This is a genomic window from Longimonas sp., from assembly GCF_040409695.1.
Classification (GTDB): Bacteria; Bacteroidota; Rhodothermia; order Rhodothermales; family Salinibacteraceae; genus Longimonas.
Window position 1 is genome coordinate 1 of sequence record NZ_JARWGJ010000090.1, and the last position, 20,536, is coordinate 20,536.

General features: G+C 60.1%; 18 protein-coding genes. 16 read left to right on the forward strand and 2 right to left on the reverse strand.

What is annotated here, in order from left to right:
- The 15 genes from PPP56_RS05630 to PPP56_RS05700 form a co-directional block, all read left to right on the forward strand.
- Window positions 1-327, forward strand: a 327-nt coding sequence (locus tag PPP56_RS05630) for a hypothetical protein (RefSeq protein WP_353563056.1), incomplete at its 5' end; no start/stop codon positions are given.
- A 109-nt stretch (window positions 328-436) separates the two neighbouring features.
- Window positions 437-1,633: a glycosyltransferase family 4 protein gene (locus PPP56_RS05635; protein WP_353563057.1), complete on the forward strand. Its 1,197-nt coding sequence runs from the start codon at window positions 437-439 to the stop codon at window positions 1,631-1,633.
- Window positions 1,630-3,078, forward strand: coding sequence for a hypothetical protein (locus PPP56_RS05640; protein WP_353563058.1), 1,449 nt, complete (start codon window positions 1,630-1,632; stop codon window positions 3,076-3,078). Before PPP56_RS05635 ends, PPP56_RS05640 begins: the two co-directional genes overlap by 4 nt.
- Window positions 3,075-4,169 (forward strand): glycosyltransferase family 4 protein, encoded by a 1,095-nt coding sequence (locus tag PPP56_RS05645; RefSeq protein ID WP_353563059.1) that lies wholly within the window; start codon window positions 3,075-3,077, stop codon window positions 4,167-4,169. The genes PPP56_RS05640 and PPP56_RS05645 overlap by 4 nt, the downstream gene beginning before the upstream one ends.
- Before the next feature lie 6 nt (window positions 4,170-4,175).
- Window positions 4,176-5,126 carry a sulfotransferase gene (locus PPP56_RS05650; protein ID WP_353563060.1) on the forward strand — a complete coding sequence of 317 codons (951 nt, stop codon included), beginning with the start codon at window positions 4,176-4,178 and terminating at the stop codon, window positions 5,124-5,126.
- Window positions 5,127-5,137: 11 nt separating this feature from the next.
- Window positions 5,138-6,331: a glycosyltransferase family 4 protein gene (locus tag PPP56_RS05655; protein WP_353563061.1), complete on the forward strand. Its 1,194-nt coding sequence runs from the start codon at window positions 5,138-5,140 to the stop codon at window positions 6,329-6,331.
- A gap of 61 nt (window positions 6,332-6,392) precedes the next feature.
- Window positions 6,393-7,568: a glycosyltransferase family 4 protein gene (locus PPP56_RS05660; protein ID WP_353563062.1), complete on the forward strand. Its 1,176-nt coding sequence runs from the start codon at window positions 6,393-6,395 to the stop codon at window positions 7,566-7,568.
- A 23-nt stretch (window positions 7,569-7,591) separates the two neighbouring features.
- Window positions 7,592-8,338 carry a hypothetical protein gene (locus tag PPP56_RS05665; protein WP_353563063.1) on the forward strand — a complete coding sequence of 249 codons (747 nt, stop codon included), beginning with the start codon at window positions 7,592-7,594 and terminating at the stop codon, window positions 8,336-8,338.
- Between the two features lie 105 nt (window positions 8,339-8,443).
- On the forward strand, window positions 8,444-9,424 hold the full coding sequence (locus tag PPP56_RS05670; RefSeq protein ID WP_353563064.1) for a sulfotransferase: 981 nt from the start codon (window positions 8,444-8,446) through the stop codon (window positions 9,422-9,424).
- A gap of 660 nt (window positions 9,425-10,084) precedes the next feature.
- On the forward strand, window positions 10,085-13,432 hold the full coding sequence (locus tag PPP56_RS05675) for a T9SS type A sorting domain-containing protein (RefSeq protein WP_353563065.1): 3,348 nt from the start codon (window positions 10,085-10,087) through the stop codon (window positions 13,430-13,432).
- Between the two features lie 350 nt (window positions 13,433-13,782).
- Entirely contained in the window at window positions 13,783-14,868 is a 1,086-nt protein-coding gene (locus tag PPP56_RS05680) for a T9SS type A sorting domain-containing protein (protein WP_353563066.1), read from the forward strand.
- 335 nt (window positions 14,869-15,203) lie between these two features.
- Window positions 15,204-15,680, forward strand: a complete 477-nt coding sequence (locus PPP56_RS05685; RefSeq protein ID WP_353563067.1) for a hypothetical protein — start codon at window positions 15,204-15,206, stop codon at window positions 15,678-15,680.
- Between the two features lie 68 nt (window positions 15,681-15,748).
- A complete protein-coding gene (locus PPP56_RS05690) occupies window positions 15,749-16,132 on the forward strand; it encodes a BlaI/MecI/CopY family transcriptional regulator (RefSeq protein WP_353563068.1) in 384 nt (127 codons plus the stop codon).
- Complete coding sequence (locus tag PPP56_RS05695) at window positions 16,125-17,519, forward strand: M56 family metallopeptidase (RefSeq protein WP_353563069.1); 1,395 nt, start codon at window positions 16,125-16,127, stop codon at window positions 17,517-17,519. The genes PPP56_RS05690 and PPP56_RS05695 overlap by 8 nt, the downstream gene beginning before the upstream one ends.
- Window positions 17,520-17,699: 180 nt before the next feature.
- Window positions 17,700-18,191, forward strand: coding sequence for a TonB family protein (locus PPP56_RS05700; protein ID WP_353563070.1), 492 nt, complete (start codon window positions 17,700-17,702; stop codon window positions 18,189-18,191).
- A 147-nt stretch (window positions 18,192-18,338) separates the two neighbouring features.
- Here PPP56_RS05700 and PPP56_RS05705 read toward each other — a convergent pair whose 3' ends face one another.
- Window positions 18,339-19,082, reverse strand: a complete 744-nt coding sequence (locus PPP56_RS05705; protein ID WP_353563071.1) for an SDR family oxidoreductase — start codon at window positions 19,080-19,082, stop codon at window positions 18,339-18,341.
- Between the two features lie 209 nt (window positions 19,083-19,291).
- Here PPP56_RS05705 and PPP56_RS05710 point away from each other — a divergent pair, with 209 nt between their 5' ends.
- The gene (locus PPP56_RS05710) at window positions 19,292-19,945 is read left to right on the forward strand and encodes a hypothetical protein (protein WP_353563072.1); all 654 of its coding nucleotides are present in this window, start codon (window positions 19,292-19,294) and stop codon (window positions 19,943-19,945) included.
- Window positions 19,946-19,949: 4 nt separating this feature from the next.
- Here PPP56_RS05710 and PPP56_RS05715 read toward each other — a convergent pair whose 3' ends face one another.
- Entirely contained in the window at window positions 19,950-20,402 is a 453-nt protein-coding gene (locus PPP56_RS05715; RefSeq protein WP_353563073.1) for a hypothetical protein, read from the reverse strand.
- Window positions 20,403-20,536: the final 134 nt, after the last annotated feature.

Here is a 20,536-nt window from a genome sequence, read left to right on the forward strand (position 1 = left end):
ATGGGGCGCGTCCCGGTCATCATCGCCGATGACTGGGTGCCGCCGGTTGGCCCCGACTGGGACGCATGCAGCATCCGTATCGCCGAGGCTGACGTTCCCCGTCTTCCCGACCTGCTACGGCACCGCCGCGCTGAAGCCCCCGAGATGGCAGCGGCGGCTCGCCAAACATGGTGCGACTGGTTTGCACGCGACGTCTTCTTTCACCGCACTGTCGAATGGTGCCTGCAGGTGATGCCTGCCTCACATGGATGGTCGTGGGACACCCTCCCCCACCTTCTATCCCCAATGCATCTGAAGTCGGTGTGGCGCTATACCGCTTCCCGGTAGGGCCTTGCGTGATTGGCGCACTGCGCATGCGCCAATAGTGCATTCGCACACCCCGGCCTGTTACGATATTGGTTGTGCATTGCCCTCGCCGCTTTCCCCTTGCTCTGCTATGCGTGTCGATCTTTTTTTCCCCGCGTTCCCCCCGGCTTTTGATGGTATTGGCGATTACACCGCCCATCTGGCGAACACGCTTTCCGGACGTCATGACGTGCGGGTGTGGACCAGCAGGTCAGCAGACGCGCCAGAGCCAGCGTCGCCGCCCTCTGAGGCAGAGGTCCGGGCCATCCCTGCACTTACCGAGACGGCCGGGCTCGCCCACTGGGTAAGCCAGTGCAGTGCTGCTCCGCCAGACTGGCTTGTGATCCAGTACAACCCGTTTTCATACGGTACACGTGGCTATGCGCCCGCCCTGGCGCCTGCCATCAAAGAGGCAAAGCGACGGTCGCCCTCCATGAAAGTGGCTGTAACGGTGCACGAACCCTTCATGCCCCCCGACTCGCTGCGCTTCATGATCATGTCGATCTGGCAGCGGCGGCAGTTTAAGCAGATCGGGGAGCTGGCCGACCAGCTTATCTTTACAATCCCGCCGTGGGTCGAACGCTTTGCCTCGTGGTTTCCGAACACGCCCTGTGCTCACGTCCCGGTCGGTTCCAACATGCCACGGGTTGCTGTTACAAAACAGGAGGCTCGAACGCATATCGGGCTCCCCGACGAACGCTGTGTGCTTGGGCTGTTCGGGCGGGCGCGCTCATCGCGGCTGTTTGGCCACATTCGAGCCGGTCTCCGAACGCTCGAACGCGCCGGGCATCGCCCGCTCCTGGTGTACATCGGCGGCGGTGCAGAGGTCATTCGCACTGCGTTTGCTGACCATCGCGTGCGTTGCACAGGCGCTCTTCCTGGCGACCAGGTGTCGCGCCACCTTAGCGCGCTCGACGTCTACCTTGCCCCCTATCACAAGGGCGTATCGACACGGCGCGGCGCGTTTCTCGCTGGCATGCAGCACGCGCTTCCGGTGCTTACCACCCACGGTCCACAGACGGATGACCTGCTTGCGCACGCAGCCGGACGAGCATTCTGTGCCGTTCCTGTTGACGATGCAGAGGCGTTTGCCGAAACGCTGCGCTCCATGGTGGAGTCTCCCGCCCGACAGCATCAGCTGGGACGCAACGCGCGCAGCTTCTATCTGAGCCACTTTACGTGGCCCGTAATTGCTGCCCAATACAGCGACGTGCTCCAGATGCATACGCCGGCATCCAACCCCGCACTCTCCCTCTCGCCTAACTTGCACCCCTGGTCGATCGCATGATCCGCACCCTTGCCGACATTGCTCGCGACCCAAAGCGTGCACCGCTCTTAGCCGGAGGCATTATTCTTATTGCCTTCGGAATGTACGGAATGCTTTTCCTGAGCTCCCACCCCTCAGCACTCCGGCTGCTTAGCCTCGCCTATATGGGCGTAAGTGCTGCAGTGGCTGCCTGGCTCTACATATCCAGCCCCGCGCTGTACCTGGGGTTTGTATGGTGGCTCTGGTTTCTCTCACCGTTTGTGCGACGCGTCATTGACTATCACCTTGGTACGTTCACCCCGCCCAACGCCGCGTTCTCTATGCTGGCGCCCTATGCCGCCACGCTCGTCATACTGATTGACCTGCCTCGGTTCGGACGCCTCCTGACGCGGCGCATTGGCATTCCTATACTCATCTGCTTTCTGGCAGTCATATACGGCTACATTGTAGGCCTCACCAAAGTCGACAGCTTCCGAGCAACTATGATATTGCTCGACTGGATCTGTCCGCTCCTCATGGCGCTCTTTGTTCTGGCGCGCTGGCGCGACTATCCACGACTGCGCTCCGTCTTTCGTACAGCATTCGTGTGGGGCGTCCTTGTAATGGGATGCTACGGCATCTACCAGTTCTTCGCAGCTCCACCGTGGGACGTGCTCTGGATGGAAGGCTCGCAAATGCTCTCAGCAGGAAAACCCGAACCGCTTGGCATTCGGGTGTTCAGCATGCTGAACGCCCCCGGCCCCTTCGCAATGATCTTGATGGCCGGTCTCATCCTGCTCTTCGACAGCAAAGGACCTATCGGACGCGTCGCAGCCGTACCGGGCTACCTGGCATTCCTGTTGTCGCTGGTTCGCGGCGCGTGGGGCGGGTGGGTGCTCGCGCTCTCCTACAGCCTGCTGCGCCTGCAGAACGCAAGTCGCGGGCGCGTGCTCGCCATTCTTGCTCTCGTAGCCTGCCTCACCATTCCTCTCGCACTATCCGGCGACATCGGCGACCGCACCGGCGCTCGCATGGAAACCTTCGGCGACATCGAGCAAGACAATAGCTTGCAGGAGCGCCAGCTCATGTATAGCTACATGGTCACCGAACTCCTTTTCAACCCCATTGGCCAGGGAATGGGCGCACGTACATTCGACAGCGGCTTTGTCACTATCGTCTACCAGTTCGGCTGGATCGGCGGGTTTGCCTACCTGGGCGCGCTCATCGCGATGATGATCACCGTGCTACGCGACACCCCCAAACACGACCGATTTGCCATCCTTGTATCTGGCATCGCACTGTCTTACTTCGCCCTGATGCTCATGGGCAGTCAGGTTGTTGGCGTTAAAGGCTGCCTGTTTTGGGGATGCATGGCGTTCGCCGTAGCCTCACGGCGCTACCACAGCGAGAAAGCTTCCGCCGAGGAGTCCGGCGACGCCTCCGACACAACCCTGCCCGTTTCCTCTCAGACCGCTTCGTCCCGATGAACATCGCCCTCTATCATACCACACTTCCCGAGCCCAGCCGTAAGGTCGGCGGCGTTGAAGCGGTTGTGCACCGGCTCGCTACTGCACTCACAGAACACACCGCCCTGAACGTAACTGTGCTGAGCCTTACGCCAGCTCCAGAAGGCGCCTCCTACCGCCACCGTCACCTGTTTGCCGGCCAGCGCTGGCTCGCCGACCGCTCCTGGGCGCGCTGGTTTGTGCTGCCGGCCCTCCTGAATCGGGTGGATTTGGCAGAATACGACGTGGTGCATCTGCATGGCGACGACTGGTTCTGGATGCGGCGCGGCATTCCCTCGGTGCGAACCATGCACGGCTCCGCCCGCGACGAGGCGCGCACCGCCACCAGCCTGAAACGCCGCCTGGCTCAATGGACCATCTATCCGCTGGAGCACATCGCAGCACGGCGGGCCAGCCAGGCGTGGGCGATCAGTCCGCCCTGTGCCGACCTCTACAACACTCATGCCTGCATGCCCAACGGCGTCGACCTCGGCCGCTTCTACCCGGGCGCCAAAGCCTCCCGCCCCACCGTGCTCTTTGTGGGCACGTGGGAGGGGCGCAAGCGGGGCGGATGGCTGGCCGAGCAGTTCTGCACGCGCGTCCTGCCCCGCTCGCCTAACGCCACGCTCGTTATGGTATCCGACCATGTGCCTGAGCCCTACGCCGCGCATCCCAACATTCATGTGCTGCACCGGCCCGACGACAACACGCTCGCCGAATGGTACCGCAAGAGCTGGGCTTTCGCGTATCCAAGCATCTATGAAGGCTTCGGGCTTCCCTACGTGGAGGCGCTCGCCAGCGGCACAGCCATTGTCGCCTCGCCCAATCCGGGCGCTAACTACGTGCTCGATGACGGACGCTACGGCGCACTCGTCGACGATACCTCTTTTGCAGATACACTCGTTCAGGTGCTGCACGACCCCGACCGCCGCCGAACCATGGCCCGGCGCGGCCTGCAGCGCGCAGCCCGCTTCTCGTGGGCCAACGTGGCCCGCCAGCATGCCGATGCATACGCTGCACTTGTGCATGGCGCCTCCTCGACCGTCTCTGTCTCTTCTCCCCTACCTTCGTAGCTTACCATGCCGACCGACCGTATCAAACTTATTTACGTAGCTAGCATCGGACGTAGCGGCACTACGCTCTTTGAGTCGATGCTGGGCGCCCACCCGCACCTTGCCACCTGTGGCGAAGTGCATCTGTGGCCTCACGAAATTACCATGGGAGGCGTGCGCCCGTGTGGTTCCGGACAGTATGTGCAGACCTGTCCGTTCTGGCAAGAGATGGAGGCCCGCGTCGATCCGCTTAACCAGCCCGAGCCGCGCATTCATCACTTCCGCGAGCATCACGATGGCGGACGTACGCTCCGCTGGAATCGCTGGGCCGACTTCAGTCCGGACCCGCTTTCATCTGACGTGCAGGCTCAGGTCGACCAGTATGCCGCCAACAACGAAGCGCTCTTTCGCCATTTCCGTGCTCTCGTAACCGAGCGCACCGGCACAGAACCCGAATGGATTGTAGACGCATCCAAAGACCCGTACCGCCTCTTGTGGCTACTACGCTCAGACCGGTTTACCATCAAGGTGGTGCACATGGTCAAGCATCCATGCGGATTCGCCTACTCCGTTACCAAGCCGTGGGTGCAGTCGCCCCGCTGGCATAGCGCTGTGCCCCGCCTCTACTACACGGCCCGGCAGTCTACCGCCTGGGTCATTCAGAACCACCTGTTCGGGCAGATCGCCCGGCACCACCTCGACCCGAGCAACTACATGCTGATGCAGTACGAAACGCTCGCATCTGCCCCGCACGACACCTTCGAATCCGCATGCAATATGATCGGCGTCCCGTATGTGCCCGAAGCCGTCACCGATTTTCGTGAGGGAAGCCAGTTCACCATTGCGGGCAACCCGATGCGCTACGAGCAGCGCGGCATCGAACTCGACGAACGATGGAAATACGACCTGCCACCTTTCAGCCGCTCGATAGCACGCACCATCACAACTGTAAACCGCCGCTCTTTCGGATACGTTTAACCGCTGATTCCATGCCTACGCGCGTACCCCACCCGGTCTCCTCTTCCTCTCCGCCCAGAGCGGTTGCTCCACTACGCGTGTGCACCGTGGGCATGGACTGGTTTCCCGAGTCTCCCGGCAACGGCCTCGACCGCATGGTGCATGGGCTTGCCACGCATTTTGCGGATGCGAACGTTACGCATCGCACATGGGTCACCGGTGCTCCCGAGCATACACATCGCCCCACAACGGTGCAGGCCTTTGCCCAGGGTACTGATTCTCTTCCCGCACGGCTCTGGGCGGCGCGCGCACGTATCGGCGCCGACCTGAGACAGACCCGCTACGACATCCTCGCCTGCCACTTCGCGCTGTATGGGCTGCCCCTGCCTGCCACCGACATTCCGTTCATTATGCACTTTCATGGGCCCTGGGCCCTGGAGTCCGGCACCGAAGGCGATCGCGCCTGGACCGTGCGTCTGAAGCATGCTCTGGAACGCCGCGTGTACAAACGCGCCGACCGGTTCATCGTGCTCTCAGAAGCGTTTCGCGACGTACTGGTGCGTCGCTACGGTGTCGATATCGATCGGGTCCACGTCGTTCCTGGCGGCGTGGACACCGGTCGCTTTCATGCTAACACCCCGGCCAGCGACGCACGTGCTGCGCTCGGATGGCCGACCGACCGACCGGTTGTGCTCACGGTGCGGCGCCTGGCTCACCGCATGGGCCTGTTCTCGCTGATCGAGGCTGCCGATGCGCTGCGCCGCAACCATCCGGACCTCCTCGTCTGCATCGCCGGTACCGGTCCGCTTCAGCAGGACTTGCAGCGAGCTATCACCGAGCGCGGCCTGCACGACCATGTGCGCCTCCTCGGGTTTGTGCCCGACGACGACCTTCCACGTGCGTATCGGGCAGCTACCCTGAGTGTGGTGCCCACAAAGGCCTGGGAGGGGTTCGGGCTCACTACCGTCGAGTCGCTGGCCTGCGGCACCCCGGTTCTCGTTACGCCTGTAGGGGGCCTCCCCGAGGTGGTGCGCGACCTCTCGCCCCGCCTCGTCTTGCCCGACACATCGGCAGAGGCGCTGCGCGATGCGATAGGCCGTGCCCTGCACGGGCGCCTCTCGCTACCCGATGCTTCGGCATGCATGCGCTATGCCCACCAACGGTTTTCCTGGTCTCACATTGCTACCTCTACCCGTCGTGTCTACGCCGATGCCTGCTCCCTTTAGTCGGTTGCTTGTCGACCGCGCACCTGTAAGTCGTGCTCCTGCCGGTTACGCCTCTGAGTCTATGCCTGGCCCCCGTATCCTTTTCGTAGATCATAGCGGCGCGCTCGGCGGGGCCGAGCTTTTTCTGCTCGACCTGGCAGAGCCGTATGCAGGCCGGAGCACCGTAGCCACATTTGAAACCGGACGCTTTACCGAACAGCTTCAGGCAACCGGGATTTCTCACCTTCTCGTGGGCGAAGGCGGACCGCTGCAGCAGGTGCGCAAGAGCGGTACGTGGATGCGAGCGCTGCAGACACTTCCCGCGCTGCGCCGTACCGGTCAGGCTCTCGCTCGTACCGCGCGACGCCACGACATCATCGTCGCAAACTCTCAGAAGGCGCTGCTGCCTGCAGCATGGGCAGCCCACCAGACCGGACGGCCACTGCTCTGGATGATTCATGACCTGCTCACACCCGACCACTTTGGGCTGCTGCAGCGCCAGGTGGTTACCCGCGTAGCCAATGCGGCCGCCACACTCGTAGGCACCAACTCGCGTGCCACGGCCGACGCCTTCTCGCGCACTGGCGGGCGCGTCGACATGATCGAGATACCCAATGGGCTCGACCCGGCTGCCTTCGATGCCGCTCGCACCCTCGACACGCATGCTCTGCGCAAGACACTGGGATTGCCGCTACGAGCTCCTCTCATCGGCGTGTTCAGCCGCCTGGCTGCCTGGAAAGGCCAGCATGTCTTGCTGGATGCACTACATATGCTGCCCGATGCACACGCGCTCATCGTAGGCGAAGCCGCGTTCCCCGGCGATGCCCCCTACGCCGACCGGCTCCGCGCCAAAGCTCAGTCGGCCGGACTGCAAGGCCGTGTCCACTTCATGGGCCACCGGCCTGACATCCCCCGCCTGATGATAGCCTGCGACATCGTTGCTCACACTTCGACGGCAGCCGAGCCGTTTGGGCGGGTTGTTGTAGAGGGACTGCTCGCCCAGCGGCCCGTCGTTGCGACCGATGCTGGCGGCGTACCCGAAATTATTCGTCCGCAGCACAGCGGCCTCCTCGTTCCGCCAGGCAACGCTGCTGCTCTCGCCGAGGCATGCCGGGCATATATGAACAACCCCGACTGGGCCGCTAAAATGGCCCGCACCGGTGCAGAGGACGTGCGCATCCGCTACGGAAAACCCCGCATGCATGCTCAGTTCGAGAACGCCGTGCGCCAGATGACCCCCGCCGACACATCTCGTTAACGCTTACCGTCTCTTCTACCGTTATGTACATTGACTCAATGAAGACCTTCGCACTGCGAACCAAGTTTGAGATCCGTACGCGCGCTGCGGCCACTCCGTGGCTTGCCCCGGTCCACCAGGCCACCGTGTGGTGGACGCAGTGGAAGATGCGCGGGCATATCGATGTTCGTGAGTGCCAGGTGCTCGCCGACACCGAACTTGTCATTGACGGATTTCAGGGCTCGGGCAACAGCTTTGCAACGGTTGCTTTCAAATCGTGCCAGAAACGGCCCGTGCGGCTGGCCCACCACCTGCACGCACCCGCCCAAATCATAAAGGCGGTAAAGCAGGACATCCCCGTCCTGGTTACCCTCCGTGCTCCCTCAGACGCAGTTGTTTCACTGGTAAGCCGGTGGCCCTACGTTTCCCTTCGTCAGGGCCTGCACGCATATATCCGCTTTTACGAGGCACTCACGCCTTACCTTGGCGCTATGGTTGTGAGTCCCTTTCCCATGACGACTGGCCCCATCGACCAGGTGTTCGATGCAATAAATGAGACATTTGGGGGCTCATTTGCTGTTTTCCGCCCGACCCATGAGAACGTGGCTCGCATCCGCTCAAAAACAACGCTCGACTCAGAAGCAGAAGCAGCCCGCCGTCAGAAGAAATCGGAACTTCGCGCAGCAATCTCCCACCCGGACTACCGCTTGCTCCGTGAGCGTGCCGAGGCGCTCCACGATCGCTGGTCTCAGCACGGCGTAACGCCTGCTACCACTTCATCGAGCGCGTAGACGCCCCTGTATACAGCGGATGCCCGCAGCGTGTCGTTTCCCATACGTGCGCATGCTTCTGAAGGCACCGCTACGCGGTTCTCTCACCTATAGACTGCGATTTTCATGATCAACGTAGGCACACGCCACATACACAACTGGATTTTCGTTACCGGCAGCATTCGGAGCGGGACCACCTTTCTTTCAGACATCCTCGCTACGCCGCTCTCAGTCGACTATATCCATGAGCCGTTCAACATACGGTGTGGGATGCCAGGCATGGAGCAGCGCTATCAGTACATTGCTGAGACGCTTGAGACCGACGCAATGCGCGCGCTGGATCGGCAGTTCGAGAAGTTGAAGCGGTACGACTTTGACCTCCAGACCTCGCGCTACGCCAACGACCCATCTTACATTAAGATGATCAAGCGGGTCGTAGGCAGTCGAGGTCCGTTTTTCTTACGGCTTGCGAAGGCCAACTACCTGCATCGGCACTGCGTTGTTAAAGATCCAACAGCCCCGCTCGTCGCACGGCATCTGCATACTGCGCACCAGTTCAAGCCCGTCGTAATCATACGGCATCCGGCTTCACTGGTCGCCAGCTTTGCTCGCGTGTCATGGTGGCCTGAGACACGCAAGCTGCTCAGCCAGCCTCTCTTCGTCCGCGACTGCCTCTCAGAAGAGGATCTGGACTGGTACCGCAGCTACGACCACTCCTCACTGAGCGATGCCTGCTTCCACTGGCTCTTCACGTATCGCACGCTCTTAGAGTGGGCCGATACATTTGGATGGCCCGTGATTACCCATGAAGAGCTGTGTGCCCATCCGGTTGAAACATTTGGCGCCCTCTTCGATGCCTTGCAGCTTCCGTGGTCGTCGTATGTGGAACGCAAGATACAACGGAAAACCAGCGACGGGAATTCGCCTGAAGCCAAACAAGGGCGCGTGCAGGATTTTAGCCGTGATAGCGCGCAGATCTTTGAAATGCGTCGGGACTCGCTCGCCCCATCCGATCGCCAGACTATCTTTGATATTACTCAGGAGGTTGCACTTGAGCTCTACTCCCGCGAGAGCTTCAACCTACCTACCCCGCTGAATACTACGTAGGCACGTTGTGCGCACAATAGTTGTGTGCACAGTAGCTGTGTGCAGACAGAGGCTTGAACGCATTCCCATGGTCGCTCCTTGTTTTTTCGATCTCGCGTCTTCGCCTCATCGAAACGCGGGCTCGTTTGCTTTGTGGCGCTCCCAGCTCCGGTAAAAAAGTGGCACTCCTGTCTCACAATAACACGTTTTTCCTTTCTACTTTCGCTCTACGTGCTGCGGAGGTGTGAACGTTTTGTTTGTCGCCGGCCCTCACCCTGCTTTCTGAAAGCCGGTAGAAATGCCAGTCTTTTGCTAATTACGAAACAGCGAGGCTGCGTGCTGTCAGAATCACTCAGCACGACTACTTTCATATATTCTCTTTCTCTCTTTGATACGCTACGTATTCTCTACTTCTCGCCTGAGATATGCACGTATCTACCCATTTTCCTTGCACCCATACATTACCCCACCTTCGCTACAGGGCTCGGCTACCGAAGACACCCGTAGTGCGCACCTTGCAGATCGGAATAAGCGCAGCTCTGTATAGACTTCTGGCGCATTGTGGTATACCCCTTGAGTAGACAGTACGTGTGTTCAGCAGGTGCCTATGGCATCGCATCCACTGTCTTACACTTACAAGTACTCATGACTGGGATCCCCTACCTATACCGCGTACGCTCTGTGTTCGCCTCCCTCGCCGCCCCTTTGCGCCGCCATCCGGCTGTGTCTACCGCGGGCATACTGGCCTGCCTCCTTGCCGTGGCACTCACGGCTGCGTTCCAGCTTCCTGGTGTTTCCTCAAACCAGAGCGAAACGATTACGCTTCCCATCGAAGTGATGGGACCGGACGGATACACGCGCACGGTCTCTATGCAAGTGTCAGATGCCAACGCAGCCGCCTCTGTGTACATGCAGGCCCACTCAATTGGGTATCCGTCTCATCATATTGATGCGCTCAACTATGATGTCGATAAAGCATCGGTACGGCTCAACGGCGGCAACTGGGTCGATATTAATAATGCCACCGTCGAATGCTTCGAGCCAGAAGCCAGCCTGGACTGCGTAACCGGACCGGTGCACACGATTCGATTTCGCATTCCTCTGGACCGGCTCGGTGATATACAGGAAGGCGAAAATGTGATACAGCTTCGCATCAACTATGCGATCGGATCAAACGGCATGGGCGACCCCTCTATGGGATTTCGCATTCTGGACATGCAGGTGCAGGATGCAGGCGGTATGAACCTGATGACAACCCAGATGGAGTGGGACGATCCGGGCTCCTGGACAGCGCCCTCTGGATACGGCGATGCCGCATCGGTTGAAGCTGGGCGCCAGCTCTGGCATGAGCGCAACCTACTTATTGAAGGCTGGAACGGCCCCGAAATCATTGCCTCATGCAACGATTGCCACGTGGAAGGCGGCTATGACCTGGAGTACTTCGCCTATTCGAACTACTCGATAGAGCAGCGGAGCCGGTTTCACGGCCTGAGCGAAGCAGAAGGCAAACAGATCGCTGCCTATATTCGCTCCATCGACATTGAAACCTCAGACGGTCAGCGCATCGATCCGCCCGGACGCCCCTGGAACCCCCCGTACCAGCCCGGACTCACGGCAGCGGCGTCGCGTGCACCGGGCGACGCCCGCACCATCGGCCAGTCGATGGATGATATGGACCAGGTGTTCTGGGCCGCCGGGGCCGGCCTGGAGTGGGTGCTTGACTACGATGCAGAGATCAAGGACTATCTGTTCCCACAAGGCGTTCACGCCGATGCCTACCAGATCGACGGCACCCTCAACATGCGCGAGCTCCCCATAAACCTGCAGATGCCCGACTGGAACGAGTGGCTCCCCGAGTTTCATCCGCTTGATGTGTGGGGGAGCGATTTTGAGCAAAGTGGCGCCTGGGACTGGTACGTTAACGAGATGCCCGATCTCATCAATGAGGATCGTCCATGGCGCGTCGAGGAATCCGCGGAGCGCGCTGTGCAGCGCCTGTGGCGCGAGGTCAAAGACCGCTGGACTCCTCCGGGAAGCTCGCCTGCTCCGTTCGAGCATGAAATCACCCGCCAGGTGCCCATGAAGTGGGCCCTTACCAAAACGTTCGAAGCGATGCAGATGCACCATAACGAGGAGCACGCGCAGACGCTCTACAATGAACAGGCAGAACCACGGCAGTGGACGAGCCTGTCGCGGGTCGTATTCGACATGGCACCCCACATTATCGGAGGCAAAGGGCAGGGAACCGTGCAGGCATTGTATCACAGCACGGCCTGGTACCAGCATCAGATCACGATTAACCCAGGGTCCGGGCTTACAACTGGACTGAAACCGGTTGACTGGAAGTATCACTATATGCATGTAGATGCCGCAGGACAGTCAGACTACTGGCGTTATCTGGCTTCCTACATGAAGATGATACAGATTGCACATGGTGTTCCTAATGATGCCTATAGTAACCACCCGCGGGGCTGGTACATGCGCCACTTAACACCCGCCATTGCTGACAAGGCCCACTTCTGGGGCGCCCCGCTTCGCGATATGCCCGATGACGAATACCGCCAGGCGCTCAACGTCATCATGCGAGCGTATGCCGATGGCATTACGCAGCACAGTCCGGATGCCTGGGAGCGGCTTACAGATGATCAATATGGCATCGAGCCTGAGTCGCACGTGCCACAGTACATGAATCGGTACGACCGCACCACCTACGCCGATCACTTCTGGACGGCGCTCCGCAATTTCGGCGAGTACGGCGTGGCTTACGACGTGCTGTACGACCTGGCTGTGTGGGCCCAGGAGGCCTGGCCCCGGGGCGACTGGATGGCTCATATCGAGCCGTTCCAGGACAACCCCCCGCTCAACGACGCGCCGCAGGTATCGGCGCAGACGCTCTCGCTGTCTCAAGGGTGGAATATCATCTCGTCTCGGATGATCAGTGACCCACGCCCGATGGAAGAGGTGCTGGCTCCTATCCTCGACGACGTGCTGCTGGTGAAAGATTCTGAGGGACAGCCTTTTAGTCCAGCGTACAATCTTGATGTGCTTGATACATGGCAGCCCGATGAGGCGTATCAGATCTACGTGACGGCCCCTCACGACCTCGTGGTTGAGGGTACGCCCCGCCCAGGTGACGATCCGATTGCTGTAACGGAGGGCTGGAACTTCCTCCCTTATCTGCCAACTACGCCCATGAATATCGAAGATGCGCTCAGTGGATTGGGCAACGACCTCATCTTCGTGAAGGACATGCGCGGCGACATCTACCTTCCGGATCCCGACGACCCAATCAACACGATTGGCAATATGGAGCCGGGCAAGGGATACATGGCCTATATCACAGCCGATCGTACGCTCCAGTATCCATCTAACAACAGCAATATGCTGGCACGCAGTGTTCTTGCTGATGCGTCAGCCCCATCGGCTCGTGCTTCAGCAGCGTCGGCCACGCTTATCGCAAACGGCGTAACGTGGCCATCTGCGACCCGGGTGTGGGTTGAAACCGAGCACGGCGAGCGCGTAGGTACCGGGCGCGTCGTAGATGGCGCACTCGTTGCTACGGTACACGAAGCCGATGCCCTCTCGGGTACCCCCGGTGCGGAAGCAGGCACCTCCCTGGTTCTGTATGCACAGCGTCCGACTTCTTCCGAACCCGAACCTGTAGAGACCGGCGCGGTGCGCAATCTCTTCAGCGGTGCTGAGCAGCCCGACTTTGCGTTTCAGCCGAACGCTGTGTACGTCACTGAACTGACGGATGCACTCCCCAGCGCACTTACCGTGAGCGGGCATGCCCCGAACCCGGTGCGCGACCAGGCTACGCTCTCTATCGCTATCCCGGAAGAGACGCATGTGCGCATTGAGGTCTACAATACGCTCGGACAGCGTGTAGCTACCTGGGCCGACCGGTCGATGCCAGCTGGGGCGCACGACCTGCCCATCGAGGTAAACGGTCTCGCCAGCGGTACGTACTTCTATCGCGTACAAACCGACCAAGGCACGGAGTCGAAACGGCTTGTGGTGATCCGGTAAGTCGCTGGTTTATCCGTCGAATGCAGCAACGCGTTGCTGCTGTCCCGCGCCCCGTCTGCCATTGTCCGCAGACGGGGCGCTCTATTTCAAACATGGCGCATCGCCGTTGTAGCTTTTTCTGGATGATAGCCGTGTGCCAGCATCTTTTGAGGAGCTTTAAGCCTTGTTCTATGGTATACAATTTCACGCAGGTGTTTGTATAAGCTGCACCAACAGAGATCGTCCAGGATCTCTCGGGCCAGCCTGTTCTCCTGAACAGCTATGGTCGCTCTGATACAGTTACCGTAGTAGCATGATGTTTTGTTTATGCCGTATGTGTCTCCTCCTGCCTTCTTAACACGTGCTTTCCCATGAATACCGCTACGCCTTCTGCCGTCTTGTGGTGGATACGCACGCTCGGCTCATTCGTCGCAGCCTGCTTGCTTGCCTGGACGCTTCCCGTTCAGTCCACCTATGCCCAGTCATTCTTTGATACCTGTCCTGATAGTCCCAATGCAAATAATGCAACAGGCATCGTCGTCGAGAATGTACAGATCGAGTTTCCCGATGGAAACGCCCTTGTAACAGGCGACGAGATCGCCTTCTTCACGTCCGATGACATCTGCGCGGGGGGGGCCGTGTGGGACGCAGATGCCGGTGACATCACCATTCCCATTTCGGGGCCCAGCGTCGTTCCCAGCGAGGTCGACGGTTATGAGGTGGGCGATGTACTCATGATGCGCGTATGGCAACAGTCAACCGACCGCCTGTTCGACGTGGAGGCAGACCTGGCCTATGAAACATGTGATCCTGCAGACACGCTGTGTAATGACGACGGCATCTACGAAAACAACGCTATTTACACGATTACCGAGATCGGAAGCGGTGTGCTTCCCGTAGAGCTGGCTTCGTTTACCCTCCAGCTTAACGACAACACAGTCGAGGCCCGGTGGCGTACGCTCAGCGAAACCGACAACAGCGGATTCACTCTTGAGCATCGGCTGCAACGCCACGCGTCCTGGAGCGCACTCGGCTTTATACCGGGAGCAGGCACGACAAGTGATTCGCAGAACTACAGCTTTAGCACCGAACCACTTCCGTTCGGAATGCACTACTTCCGCCTCTTGCAGCACGACCACGACGGCACAACGAGCGTCATCGCGGATCAGCGCATCGAGCATCGCCTCACCGAAACCCCCATCATAGCAACGTTGGCTCCGCAGCCCGTACGCTCCCAGGCCACCCTGACGGTCACAACAGCCGAACAGCATGCAACCCGCATCGAACTGTTCGATGTGCTCGGGCGTCGCCTGCGCACGCTTTACAGCGGCACGCTCACGCCGTCTGACCCGCACACCATTACCCTTTCTGCCGACGACCTCTCGCCCGGTCAGTACATCATTCGGATTCAAAGCGGTCCATCGCTTACCACGCGCCGCATGGTTGTGGTACGATAGCATGCTTCCCCACTGCCCCCGAACCGCTCAGACTACATACTCGCCTGTTTGCCTCTCTTTTTTACGCGCCACTTTTTTTGCGTGCTACTTTTTCTGTGCGCTACCAGCCGCCCCTGTATCTATCATTGCAGGGACATAGCCTGCTTGAATCGAAACAGCCTCCCATAGAGCTCCTGCAGAGACGACCCGACCCGGCAATCCGTACCTCATACCGCGTTTTCAGGGACGCCCCCTGACCTATCTTAGACTGACACTTGACATAGTACTACTCTTTTAGTACTATTGTTATGAGTAGTAGTCATCCTGTACTGTCCGCTCAGCAGCCCCTCCACACCATGCGTCACCTGTGTGCTGTCTTTTCTCTTCTTGTTGCCGGACTGATATGCGGACCGTATGCGGCCGCGCAGCAGCCCAAAGCACTTCCGTTCGACGAAGCCTCCGCCTATGGCGTTGATCGCGAAGCGCTCGAAGCAGAACACGGCGATGCCGTTCATGCTGACTCCACCGTGTCGGTATTCCCTGACCGTCCCGACGATGTAATCGACGCATGGCGGGGCATGTTTGGGGCACTCCTCACCCATCTGCAAGCGGCAGATGTCGACTGGCAGCAGCCTACACGGGGCTACTTCCGTGTCTATGTACAACCCGACGGCTCGATACGGCACCTTCTCTATAAGATACACGACGGAGATCTGCATCAGGCAGACGGGTTTCGGGTAGCGCTAAATGACTTCACGGCCACGTATAACTTCGGACTGCAGGCTGACGAACCTTATGCTCAGTGCGGCACAGTCATGCTTCAAGCTCCCTGACGCCTTCAGGTGCTATCTCAGCCGATATAATCCTCGCTCTTTACCGCAACACTAACGTATCTGGCTCCATGCGCAAACGCTCATTAACGCCTCTTGGCGAGACTGAAATGGAAGTGCTGCACCACGTGTGGGATCTTGGTGAGGCTACCGTCGCCGAAGTCCGCGAACGCATCCAGCACGATCGCTCGGTTGCATACACCACCGTCATGACTGTCCTGAAAAACCTCACCGAGAAAGGCTTTCTGAAGTACCGGAAGGAAGGGCGCTCCTACGTCTACTCATCGGCCCGTTCCCCCGAAGAAGTTCGCCATAGCCTCGTCGGCGAGCTGGTCCGCAAAGTATTCAAAGGCTCGCCCCTCTCGCTGATGCAGACGCTGGTCGAGCGCGAAGATCTCTCCGACAACGACCTCGCCGAACTCCGTACCCTCATCGACCAGATGGACGATGCTTGATCTGCTTCACACCATTGGCCATGCCACCGCCTCGGCGCTCTGGGCTCCGGTGCTGCTCTGGACGCTCGTTGCTGCGCTCGCCTGGGGGGCGCTTGGCCTCTTTCGAACCCGCCTCTCCGCGCTCACGCACTATTGGATGCATGCCGGACTGCTCGTAAGTCTGCCTGTGAGCATACTCGGCAGTCTCGCAATCCATCGGTTGCCCCTCCTCACACAGCCTCCCGCTCCGCTCCTCCCGGACGTGCTTCCGATCCGTTCGCTCGGACGCATCACCGTCGACGCCTCCGCATCTGCACCGACGGCTACGTCGCTGCTGTTCGTGGTGCTTGGGGGAATCACTCTGTGTGCCGCCGGAGCCGCACTCGTCGCGCTGTGGCAGCTGCTGCGCGACACCTATTCGCTCTATCGTCTGCGCGGGCGCCTCTCCCCAAACGCTTCCCCCCACGTGCAGAATGCCATCGATGCACTTACGCGCTCGCTCGGACTGCAGCAGCGCGTCCGCGTGCACGTCTCCGACGAGGTGCCGGTGCCCATGGCGTGTGGCGTGCGACATCCGCTGCTGCTTCTGCCGCCCGACATTGCCGCCGACGCCCATGCCCGCCGACTTGCTGCCACCCATGAACTGGTGCACATTCAGCGCCGCGACTACCTGCTGGAGCTGGTGCTGCGCGCTGTGCGCGCCCTTGCAGCCATCCATCCGCTCGTGCATCGCCTCTACAACGACGCCCGATATTACCGCGAAGTCGCATGCGACGCTACGTCCTGCGCACAGCCCTACGTGGAACGCGCTGCGTACGCCCGGCTGCTTCTTCGCTGCGCTCAACGTCCGGCAGCTCCGCTTCCGGCGCTGCTGCCGTTCGCCCGATCGAATGCTACCCTCAAACCCCGCTTACACGCTATGTCTGATATGCCCACACCAACCCATCCACAACTCAGCATCCTCGCAAGCGTCCTCCTGCTTGTGTTCACATTCGGACTCGTAGCTTGCGCAGACGCTCCTTCGGAAGAAACACCGACTGCGCTCGACGACGCGTCCATCATGAATGAAGCCGGCGATGCCTACATTCAGGTTGATTCGCCGCCCCAGCTCGACGGCGGTACAGCCGCTCTGTATGAGAACATCACCTATCCCGACGTAGCCCGTGAGCACAACGTGGAAGGGCGCGTCATCGTCCAGTTTGTGGTAAGCACAGACGGCACGGCAGAGCGCGCCTCCATCCTGAGCAGCCCGGAGGCCGGAGACGGAACGCCCCCCGAGGCGATCGAAGCGCTTGAAAACAAAGTGCTGGCTGCGCTCGACCACACATCGTTCACCCCGGGCGAACTGGACGGCACGCCGGTCGACACGCAGATGTCGCTCCCCGTCGTATTTCAACTTCCGGAGTAACGCCTTCCTCCATTCTTTTCGCACTGCCCTGCCTCACGACTAAATCGTGAGGTGGGGCTGTTTTTTTTGTCGCATTGTTTGATTCGTGTTGCAAGGCATGCAAGGCTTCGTTACTTTATATGGGACACTAATTCTCGGAGTACGCCCTTCATCCGGTTCCTTGCATATTCTTACTGTTTCATGTTTAACTGCCCGCATCCCCCAACCCACTCCTTCTCCGCGCCCTATCTATCATCGTGTGTAGCAGGACTGCTTGTAAGTGGGTTTCTACTTCTCGCGGCCTGCACCAGCACCGATCCGCAGACCTCTTCACATGAGCAGCTTGCAGCGGCTACGGCCCCGCCAACCGAACCGGTTCCTGAGGAGGCCGAGGTGCTCAATCGCGACGAGGTAGACCAGGAGCCACTTCCTGCAGGCGGTATGATGGCGCTCTACGAAGAGGTGCGTTACCCCGATGAGGCCCGTAGAAATGAAGAGCGTGGGCGGGTGCGCGTCCAGTTTGTCGTGGGGCCCAAGGGCACGGTCTACGCGCCCGAAATCGTCGAATCGGCCACCCCGCGACTTGATAACGAGGTGCTGCGCGTCATCACCACCATCGACTGGGAGCCGGGCATCCACAACGACGAGCCTGTCTTTGCGCGCATGACGCTGCCGGTCACCTTCGACGTATAACTGTCCATACAGCCGTTCACACAGCCATGCAGCGTCACCGAACGGCCCATTCGCCGGCCTCGACAACACGAGACGTACGAAAAAAGCGCGCGCTCCTACATCGGGGCGCGCGCTGCATCATGCATCGTTGGGGCGACTTGTGTGAGCCTACATCGCCTGCTCACGCGGCATTACAAGCACCTCCTCCACGTTCACGCGGTTGGGCGCGGAAATCGCGTACAGGATCGACTCTGCAATGTCGATCGAAGCCAGCGGCTCCATCTCCATCCCCTCAAAGCTCTCCAGGATGTCTTCGTCCGTAATGGTGTGCGTAAGCTCTGTCGCCACCGCGCCGGGCTCGATGCTCGTCACGCGGATGTTGTGCTGCTTCGAGAGCTCGTTTCGCATCCCCTCAGAAAGCGCTGTCACGAAAAACTTCGTCCCGCAGTAGACCGCCCCACCCGGAAACACGCGGCGCCCAGCGACCGACGAGATGTTCACCACATGGCCGTGCCCCTGCTCTTTCATGATCGGAAGCACCGCCCCGATGCCGTGCAGCACCCCCTTGATATTCACGTCTACCATCTGCTCCCACTCCTCTTCATGGGTCTTCGCCATCATCGACAGCGGCATGATTCCGGCATTGTTGACCAGCACATCGACCTGCCCGTAGGTGTCGTGCGCCGTGTCAACCAGATGACCTACCGCCTCGCGGTCGGTTACGTCGGTAGGCACGACCAGCGCCGTACCGCCGTCCGCCTCGATCTCGTCACGCAGCTCATTCAGACGCTCCTCGCGGCGCGCAGCCAGCACCACGCGCGCGCCCTCTTCCGCCAGCAGCTGCGCCGTAGCCTCGCCAATCCCGCTGGATGCACCCGTAATAATAATTACCTGATCGGTCAGGTCTGCCATAATCTACAAAAGTTGTTGGTATAGGGATTCGTACGAACGTGCTTCAACGTAGCCACGTCAGCGCCCCCCGACCGTAACAATATCGCACAAGACGTATGGCCTCGCAGGTGCACGCTTCTGCTCGTATGATAGCCGGTTCACCGAAACGCGATTTCGTATCTTTCGTGCAAGCACTGGTTATGCTTCTTTCGCCAAACTGCCTTACGTCCATGACTGCTTCCGCCCCGGATCCGTCTGAGCCCGAAGCCACAGACTGGCGTGCCCGCATCGCGTCTACCCTTGCTACCTCGGTGCGCGACACGAACGAAGCCCTGTCGCGCGCCCCGGCTGTTCAGAAGTGGATGCGCACGACCGCTGCCGAAATCGCAGCGGAGCAGCAGCCCACAGCCATGGAGGGCGGCATGCACGCCATGCAGGGCTACAGCGCGGCGCGGCGTGCACTGCATGACGCATTTCCCGAGCTGCAAGGCATCGTCCGCGAGCTCACCGACGAGCACGGCACACTCGACCTGGAGTGGCGTCCGTTTTCGCCTCACCTGAGCCAGGTGCGCATCTCGTTCGACCGCGACTACGACGTGGACGTGTTCATGAAGATCGACACTCCCCAGCGGTCGCTCTTCAACGAGCATCTCGACGTTATGCAGAGTCAGCTGCCTGAGAGCGAGCCGTTTCCGCGGCGCCCCCACACCCGCACGGCCCTGTGGTCGTACGACGGCGACGGCGTAGGCGTGCGCATCCACCAGCACCACCCGAACGACGATGTGCACCGGCATACGTTTACGCTGCTGCCCCCTGAGGGAAAGGCCACGCCCGACCTGACGCGCGAGGCGCTCGCTACCGCGCTGCTGAACCGGTGGTCATAACCTGCTACGCGCTGGCGCGGTAGCTACGCAGTGCGTGCTCGTCGAGGGCGGTGAGCTCGTCGACACCGTCGATACGCCATCCGTAAGGTGCCTCATTTTCAGGTTCGACCCCGCACACCGCCCCGGGCGCAACAAACTCGCTCAGCACACGCGCAAACACGTTCGGATGCTCAAGCGGCAACGGACGTGCCACCTGCTCAACAGCCCCATCTTTGATTGTGCAGTGGCCAATTCCAAACGGAATAGGCCCGTCCATCTTCGTGCTGAGCGCCTTAAAGACCGCGCTTCGGGCGCGCATCTGCTGGATAAACTCAGCGACCATCCACATCTGCTGCTGTCCGCTACCTGCTGTGCGAAGGTGCCGGCGTGCAAAGAGCGATCGAATGAGCGCGTCGAGATCGTCTGCCCGTTCGTCGCGAACGTGCGCATCCACCAGAAAACCAGGAACCGATTCCATGTACGAAGCGAGGCCTATGAGAAAACGTTAATGACTCGTCACAGCATACCCGCTTACGGACGGGTCCGTTTCTCTACGTATTCGTAGGGAAACCTGACAATCAACCTATTTTTTCTGTGGAGCAACATACGTAA